The organism is Psychrobacter sp. AOP7-B1-24, assembly GCF_052376215.1.
Lineage (GTDB): Bacteria > Pseudomonadota > Gammaproteobacteria > Pseudomonadales > Moraxellaceae > Psychrobacter.
This window is the reverse complement of the sequence record NZ_JBQSVL010000102.1, coordinates 1-7,478: the sequence shown is the minus strand read 5'-3', so window position 1 is coordinate 7,478 and position 7,478 is coordinate 1. Positions and strand designations below refer to the sequence as shown.

General features: G+C 40.8%; 6 protein-coding genes. 3 read left to right on the top strand and 3 right to left on the bottom strand.

Going from position 1 to position 7,478, the window contains the following annotated elements:
• Positions 1–348, top strand: a 348-nt coding sequence (locus tag ACT3QP_RS13555) for a cytosine permease (RefSeq protein ID WP_444525869.1), incomplete at its 5' end; no start/stop codon positions are given.
• Between the two features lie 145 nt (positions 349–493).
• On the opposite strand, the gene ACT3QP_RS13550 is transcribed toward ACT3QP_RS13555, so the two are convergent.
• Complete coding sequence (locus tag ACT3QP_RS13550; protein ID WP_444525868.1) at positions 494–1,045, bottom strand: protein disulfide oxidoreductase; 552 nt, start codon at positions 1,043–1,045, stop codon at positions 494–496.
• A 175-nt stretch (positions 1,046–1,220) separates the two neighbouring features.
• Positions 1,221–2,858: a nitrilase-related carbon-nitrogen hydrolase gene (locus tag ACT3QP_RS13545; protein WP_444525867.1), complete on the bottom strand. Its 1,638-nt coding sequence runs from the start codon at positions 2,856–2,858 to the stop codon at positions 1,221–1,223.
• Positions 2,859–3,600: 742 nt separating this feature from the next.
• On the opposite strand from ACT3QP_RS13545, the gene ACT3QP_RS13540 reads away from it, so the two are divergent.
• The gene (locus ACT3QP_RS13540; protein ID WP_442069966.1) at positions 3,601–4,230 is read left to right on the top strand and encodes a BLUF domain-containing protein; all 630 of its coding nucleotides are present in this window, start codon (positions 3,601–3,603) and stop codon (positions 4,228–4,230) included.
• 133 nt (positions 4,231–4,363) lie between these two features.
• Here the strand turns inward: ACT3QP_RS13540 and ACT3QP_RS13535 are convergent, their stop codons facing one another.
• A complete protein-coding gene (locus ACT3QP_RS13535) occupies positions 4,364–5,806 on the bottom strand; it encodes an FAD-binding oxidoreductase (protein ID WP_444525866.1) in 1,443 nt (480 codons plus the stop codon).
• A gap of 375 nt (positions 5,807–6,181) precedes the next feature.
• Between ACT3QP_RS13535 and serA the strand changes: the two genes are divergently transcribed.
• A complete protein-coding gene (gene serA, locus ACT3QP_RS13530; RefSeq protein ID WP_444525865.1) occupies positions 6,182–7,408 on the top strand; it encodes a phosphoglycerate dehydrogenase in 1,227 nt (408 codons plus the stop codon).
• Positions 7,409–7,478 lie beyond the last annotated feature (70 nt).

The window sequence follows — 7,478 nt, the reverse complement described above, 5'->3', positions numbered from 1 at the left end:
CAGTTATTGGCCTTTGGTACGTTCCCTTGGGAGCTCGTAAAAGATGAGTCGGCAGCAGGCTTAAACTTATTTATTCAGACTTACTCAGCATTCTTAGGCCCTTTATTTGCCATCTTGGTAGTGGATTATTACTTCCTGCGTAAGCAAAAACTGGATATAGATAAACTTTATGATGAAAATGGTCCTTATAAAGGTGTCAATATGGCCGCAGTGATTGCTATGGCTGTAGGTATTGTCGTTGCATTAATTTTTTCTAGTGTCTCTTGGTATGCCAGCTTGATTCCAGCTGGGGCTATCTATTGGGTATTAATGCTCAAAATGCCTGCCGCGCAGCGTTTTATGTCGTAAAATATAGAAGATACTACATGCTCAAAGATAAAAGCCTGTTTATCCATAAGATAGACAGGCTTTTACTGATTAGAAAAGGCAAACTAAGTTGGAGAGAGGCTAGAAAAACTTATATCAGCACTGCCTATTCAAAAACTCCTGTCTGTTAAAAAACGGATGATAACCAAAGTCGTAACTTTAATGACCAAAGCGGCTGAATGCCCGTTAGCCCTTGCGTCATCTCACCGTCTTTTAGAACGACATAAGAAGGTGTCACTTGTCCTTGCCAGTCATCGAAGATAAGACCTTCTTGATCGTTTATCGTCGTAAAAGCAAAGTCTTTTTCAGTCAAGTAATTCTGCAACTCTTGGTTTGATCCTGATTGGACAGCGATAGTCACGACAGAATAATCATTTGCTGCTGCTAGTTTATTAATAGTTGGAGAGGTGAAGCTACAGACTGAACACCAAGTACCCCAAAAGTATACCAGTGTTGGCTGCTCGTGACTCAGCGCGGCTAAGTCAACGGCTTGTCCTTGATAGTCTGTTAGTTGCAACTGCGGATTGGCTGGCATGACAGGTTGTCGCCACCAGTTGACCGCAGTATAAATCACAGCAAACATCAGACCATATATCATTATCGTCTTAATGGCTGAAATTATCTTTTGCTTTGGCCGCTTCTTTGATTTCACTTCTGTTTGCTCAATATCAGTGGTCATATCATCCGCTTTTTAGTTTGCATATTTTTGTCAAATGATGGTTTATCTTGATTGCCTATATTACTTTGACTATCTAGATAGTCATTACATAAACAGTAGAGAGTAGATAAAAATAAACGGCTGAAAATTAGCCGTTTATTTACAAAGCCTACTACAAGTGTGCCATGTCAATCTGTTACGGTTTTTTTGCTCGATTTTGCAAAGGGTCACCGATAAGCACACTACCTGAGTTTTCACGGCGTTCCTCATCGGTCAGCTTGCTTGCTGGAATCTTGGCTTTCTTTTTCCACTTTAAGCTGAATAAATCGTCACGGCGGTCAATCAAATTGTGTACTGAGCCTTCGTTGCGTACGTGAATAAGTTTATCTAGATTCAAATCGGAGAAGAATACCATTTCGGTATTGGCTGTGGTTTCAGCCATGATTGCATCATGTGGAAACGCAAAGTCTGATGGTGAAAAAATAGATGACTGGGCGTATTGAATGTCTAGGCTTTCAACTTGTGGTAAGTTCCCGACTGAGCCACAAATCATCACATAGCACTCGTTTTCAATAGCACGTGCTTGCGCGCAGTGACGCACACGTAGATAACCATTTTGGGTATCTGTCCAGAAAGGCACGAATAGAATGTCCATATCATCTAATGCCATCAGACGAGCAAGTTCAGGAAACTCGACATCATAACAAATCAAGATGCCGATGCGTCCAGCGTCTGTGTCAAACACTTTGACTTCGTCACCACCTTCAATGACCCAAGCGCTACGTTCATGTGGGGTAATGTGGATTTTGCGTTGTTCTTCAACCGTACCGTCACGGCGGCATAGATAGCTGACATTGTATAAAGTGTCTTCTTCATCCAACAGTGGCATAGAGCCTGTGATGACGTTGACGTTATAGCTGACTGCTAAATGCGATATCTCATTTTTGAACCATTCAGTGTAACCAGCCAAAAAGCGAATGGCGACGTTTTGGTCTGTCGATTCACATAAACCCATTAATGGTGCATTAAAAAATTCTGGCAAGCAAGCAAAGTCAGAGTTGTAATCAGCCATGATATCAACAAAGAATTCAACCTGTTGTAGCAGCTCCTCAGGTGATTCAACTTCTCGCATTTGCCATTGAATACCGCCAATCCGCACTTCAGACTTACGTGTATTTGGCTTATAGTCTTTTGGCTCATAATAAATATTAGCCCACTCAAGCAGGGTAGCAAAACCTTTAGATTGTGCGTCATCTGGTAGATAAGCAGTCAAAATACGTTTGACGATAAAGCCATTGGATAACTGAAAAGACAGAGCAGAGTCATGAATTTCACGTGCCGCCACGGCATCAATATAGTCACCAGGTGTGAGATCTTGATGATTATGATAGTTAGGAATACGGCCACCAGCCAAAATAGCACGGAAGTTCAACTGACGACACAGCTCTTTGCGTGCATCATATAATCGGCGTCCCAAGCGATAGCCACGATATTCTGGGTCAATCAAAGCATCTAGACCATAGATCGCATCGCCTTCGGGGTTGTCTCTAATGATTTCTTTATGACCAATCAAATCATCGTAAGTATGCGGGTTAGAAAATTTGGCATAATCTACGCGCATAGAAAGGACGATACCGATCAGTTGATCATGGTCAAATAAGGCAATCTGACCTTCAGGAAAGGCATCAATTAACGTGTGAATAGTGGTCTTTGACCATGCACCACCTAAGTTAACATAGACACGATCCATCAGTTCTTTGAGTTGTGGATAGTCTTTTTTCTTGATTTCTGCAATGGTTAAATGAAAGTCATCTATTTTTTCAATTTTGCTCATAATGTTCCTATTTTAGATCTTCATTGGTTATGGATATTGGGGTGGTTCTTTATTTTTATTATCCTCTCTAAAATGAGGATAAGCCCTAGAAAGTATGGGGTAGACCAGTGGTCATGCTAATAAGTTTTTATATAAAAAAGTGATAAAAACATTTCAATCACAAAACATTAGCGTTACAATAATTTATCATTGTATTTACAATAAGTTATGAAATTATTTTATTTGATTTAGCCTGTTGGTTTAGGTAGTGCTAAAGTGACTTTTAGATTTAATTTCGCTGAAAAAGTGAATAAAAAAGCCATCAAGTTTCGCTGGAAATGGATATTTACAGCAGCTTTTGGGTAATGTCTAGGAATAACGTTCATATTGAGCCAATATTACGCTTAAATATCATTTTTTAGTAGTCTAGGTTGTGTCCTCATTTTAAAAATGGTAATAAAAATGAGATAAATTGCAGTCGAACAAGGAAAATAGTGCAGATAATATCGAGATATTGGCAAGCTACTTGACGCAGTTTGGCAGGATTTAGCCACTTTTAACCCATTTAAATGACTATCGATTGAATTGAGAGCACGCTCCGAGAGACGCCAATTATCATAGCAAGCTCCACAAGCAATGACAGCCTAACGTAGTAATTATTTGCTATGTTTTTGTGAGTCAGTATCTCTTATGTATTCGGGCATCGTTTTATTTTGCTTATTTCATTTAGCCGTATTTAAACGGTTTTTTAGGATTTTTTATTATGCCCCTAAGTCACAACACTAGAGTCAGCACGTGGGATGAGATTGAAGACTCAGCGTTGGTTCAATTGGTCTATGTTAGTAGTCTGACGCTTGTTTCTCGCTTAAGTGCTTCTATATTTGATGAAGTGGAAAGCCATGCACGTAAATATAATCAACAGCATGGTATTACAGGCACACTCTGTTATGGCAGTGGTCACTTTTTGCAATGTATTGAAGGTGAAAAGGCTCACGTATATGCCCTAAAGCAACGTATTTTTGCAGATAGTCGCCATAAAAATGTTGAAGTATTGCTTTTGCATACCATAGAGCATCGTAGCTTTACCGATTGGCGTATGCGTTTGCTGTTTTTAGAACGTTGGTTATGGTCACCAGCGACCAAAAAACAAGCCACGCAATTATCTCCTTATTTGCCATTTGCACCGCATGGTTGGTCAACAGATCGTACCGAACAGTTTTTGCATATCATCAAAACCTTTGACAGCCCGCCACATGTGAAAGCCGCAGGGATTACGTATAATGCACTGGGTAACATGTTTCGCCATATCGCAGCGCCGCACCAAGCATTTTTAGTCATTCAAGGTTTTTTGAGCATATTACTGATCGTTGCATGGATACTACTATATCTATAAAAATATCTATAAATTGTAGGTTTCAAAAGCCATAAAAAAGACGCTAACCTCCATGGATTAGCGTCTTTTTTATTAAGGGTAGGTTAAACGTTTAAGATACTCTCAATATCGTGAGTAATCAGCCCATTACGTATTACATGTCAACAATCTTACCACGATTCATAATATTATTAGGATCAAAGACTTTTTTTACCTCTTGTAAATATTCAATCTCAGTCTCGCTCCGGCTATAGTTTAAGTACGGCTTTTTAGTCATACCCACGCCATGCTCAGCCGAAACCGAACCGCCATATTTTTGTACCGTTTCAAACACGTGTTTATTAACGACCTGACATTCTGCAAAGAAATCATCCTTACTCATGTTTTCAGGCTTTAGAATATTAAGATGTAGATTGCCATCACCGATATGACCGAACCAGCAGACTTCAAAGTCAGGATAGTTACTACTGACAATGTCATCAATCTCAGCGATAAATTCAGGCACATAACTGATGAGTACGGATACGTCGTTTTTATAAGGGGTAAACACTGAGATGGTCTCAGAGATATATTCGCGAAGCTTCCACAGCTCTTCAGCTTGCGCTAAGCTTTGGCTCATGACACCATCGACGACCCAGCCTTGTTCCATACAATGCTCAAATATCGCCATGGCTTTATCCATGATAGGCTCGTATGGCGCTTCAAACTCTAGTAGCGTATAAAACTTGGTACGTGACTCAAATGGCTCTTGTACTTGACCATGTGCCATTAGTTTATCAATCGCGACATCATCGAAAAATTCAAAAGCAGTTAAGTCAATCTTCGCTTGAAAGGCGGAGAGTACATTCATCACATCGTTAAAGCTGTCCATGCCTAGCACCATGACGTTTAAGTCTTGTGGCTGACGCTCAAGCTTGATTTGTGCATGAGTAACGAGACCAAGTGTGCCTTCACTACCGATAAACAGTTGGCGTAAATCATAACCCGTGGCGTTTTTTACCATACCGCGGTTAAGATGCAAAATATCACCCTTACCTGTAACAACGGTCAGTCCCATAATCCATTGACGGGTCATGCCATAGCGAATCACTTTAATACCACCAGCGTTGGTGCCGATGTTGCCACCGATTTGACTAGAGCCTGCTGAGGCAAAGTCGACAGGGTAGTACAGATCTTTAGACTCTGCAAACTCTTGCAATTGCTGAGTGACGACACCTGCCTCGATTTCGACCATGCGATCGGCAGGATAAAACTGTCCGATATGATTCATTTTATCCATGCTGACCACAATCTCGCCATTGGCAGCGACCGCGCCAGCAGATAGACCAGTACGACCACCACTTGGTGTCAATACCACATTGTGCTCATTGGCAAGTAATACAATAGATTGTACTTGCTCAGTGGTTTTTGGAAAGACAATCGCAGCAGCGGCAGGCGCAAAGTGCTTGGTCCAGTCTTTGCCCCAATGCTCTAAACTTTCAGAATCGGTTTTGATTTGGCTGGCATCAAACTGATGGCTATCAGTGAGCGTACTTAAAATAGTTTGGACAGCGGCGGTATGTGTCTCAGATGTGCTTTGGCTAGATAAAGAAGTCATGGTCAAATCTCGGTATAAACGTAAGCGCTATGTATAAATAGTACTATTATATCGCTAAATGGATACCAACGTACCTGTATAGGTATGCTGATGTGATTAGTGTTATATAAATAGAAGTTGGTTACGGTGGTATTGGTAGGGTGATATGATGGCACGGGCGAACATGTGCGTAAATAGTAAACAAACAATTTAATAAACATTATAGGATATGAATTACTATAGCATAAAAAAAATTCAGTCTAGATAATCAATAATTCATCTAATCTGCTAACATCAGCATCGAATTTTGTGTAAGATATCTATACTGTTTTCGTTTCCTCCCTCAGAGGTTATCCTTCAGATAATTTTATAAGACAATTATAGGACAGTTCCCACATGGCGTTATCACTACAAAAAGACAAAATCCGGTTTTTATTGCTTGAAGGCCTACATGCCAATGCGTTAAAAGTATTGGAAGGTGCGGGCTATAACAATATCGAAAATATCAGTCACGCTTTAGATGAAGACGAGCTGATTGAAAAAATCAAAGATGCTCACTTCATCGGTATTCGTTCGCGTACGCAACTGACCCGCGAAGTGCTTGAGCACGCGCATAAGCTGATCGGTATTGGCTGTTTTTGTATCGGTACCAATCAAGTAGATTTAGATGCAGCACGTGATTTGGGTATTCCAGTGTTTAACGCGCCATTCTCGAACACACGTTCGGTGGCTGAGCTGGTATTGGCTGAAGCCATTATGCTATATCGCGGTATTCCTGAAAAGAACGCTACTGTACATCGCGGTGGCTGGGGTAAGTCTGCAACTAACTCACATGAAGTGCGTGGCAAAACCATCGGTATCGTCGGTTATGGTTCTATTGGCTCACAGCTATCTGTATTGGCAGAAAGCTTCGGTATGAAAGTTATTTATCATGATGCCGTGACTAAATTGCCACTAGGTAATGCCGTGCAGGTGGGTAGCTTAGAAGAGTTATTATCAACTGCTGATATCGTGACATTGCATGTGCCTGATGTACCAAGCACCCGCTATATGATGAAAGCTGAGCAGTTTGCTCAAATGAAAGAAGGCAGCTACTTTATCAATGCCGCACGCGGTACTTGTGTAGATATTGATGATCTTGCTGCTGTACTAGAGTCAGGCAAATTATTGGGTGCAGCCATTGATGTGTTCCCAAAAGAGCCAAAATCTGCTGATCAAGAGTTTGAATCACCATTGCGTAAGTTTGATAACGTGATTTTGACACCACATATCGGTGGCTCAACCCAAGAAGCGCAGGCTAACATTGGGCTAGAAGTAGCAGACAAGTTTGTTAGATACTCTGATCAAGGTGATACAGCGACTGCCGTCAACTTCCCAGAAGTTTCTATTCCATTCAAAGAGCACTCGCATCGTCTACTGCATATCCATAAAAACGTGCCAGGCGTCCTTTCACAAATTAACCGCTTGTTTGCTGAAGCGCATATCAACATTTTAGCGCAAAGCTTAATGACTGAAGGTGATGTTGGTTATCTGGTGATGGATGTGGATTATAACGATTCAAGTGCTGCACTAGATCAATTAAAAGACGTAGAAGAAACCATTCGCGTACGTATCTTGTTCTAAAGCTAGCGTTACTTGGCTTTAAGTAAATACCAAAAAAGAGAGGCTCTATTGATTAGAGCCTCTCTTTTTT

Coding starts and splice junctions, on each gene's coding strand:
- ACT3QP_RS13550 (WP_444525868.1), bottom strand. CDS start 1,045: ATGACCACTGATATTGAGCAAACAGAAGTGAAATCAAAGAAGCGGCCA.
- ACT3QP_RS13545 (WP_444525867.1), bottom strand. CDS start 2,858: ATGAGCAAAATTGAAAAAATAGATGACTTTCATTTAACCATTGCAGAA.
- ACT3QP_RS13540 (WP_442069966.1), top strand. CDS start 3,601: ATGCCCCTAAGTCACAACACTAGAGTCAGCACGTGGGATGAGATTGAA.
- ACT3QP_RS13535 (WP_444525866.1), bottom strand. CDS start 5,806: ATGACTTCTTTATCTAGCCAAAGCACATCTGAGACACATACCGCCGCT.
- serA (WP_444525865.1), top strand. CDS start 6,182: ATGGCGTTATCACTACAAAAAGACAAAATCCGGTTTTTATTGCTTGAA.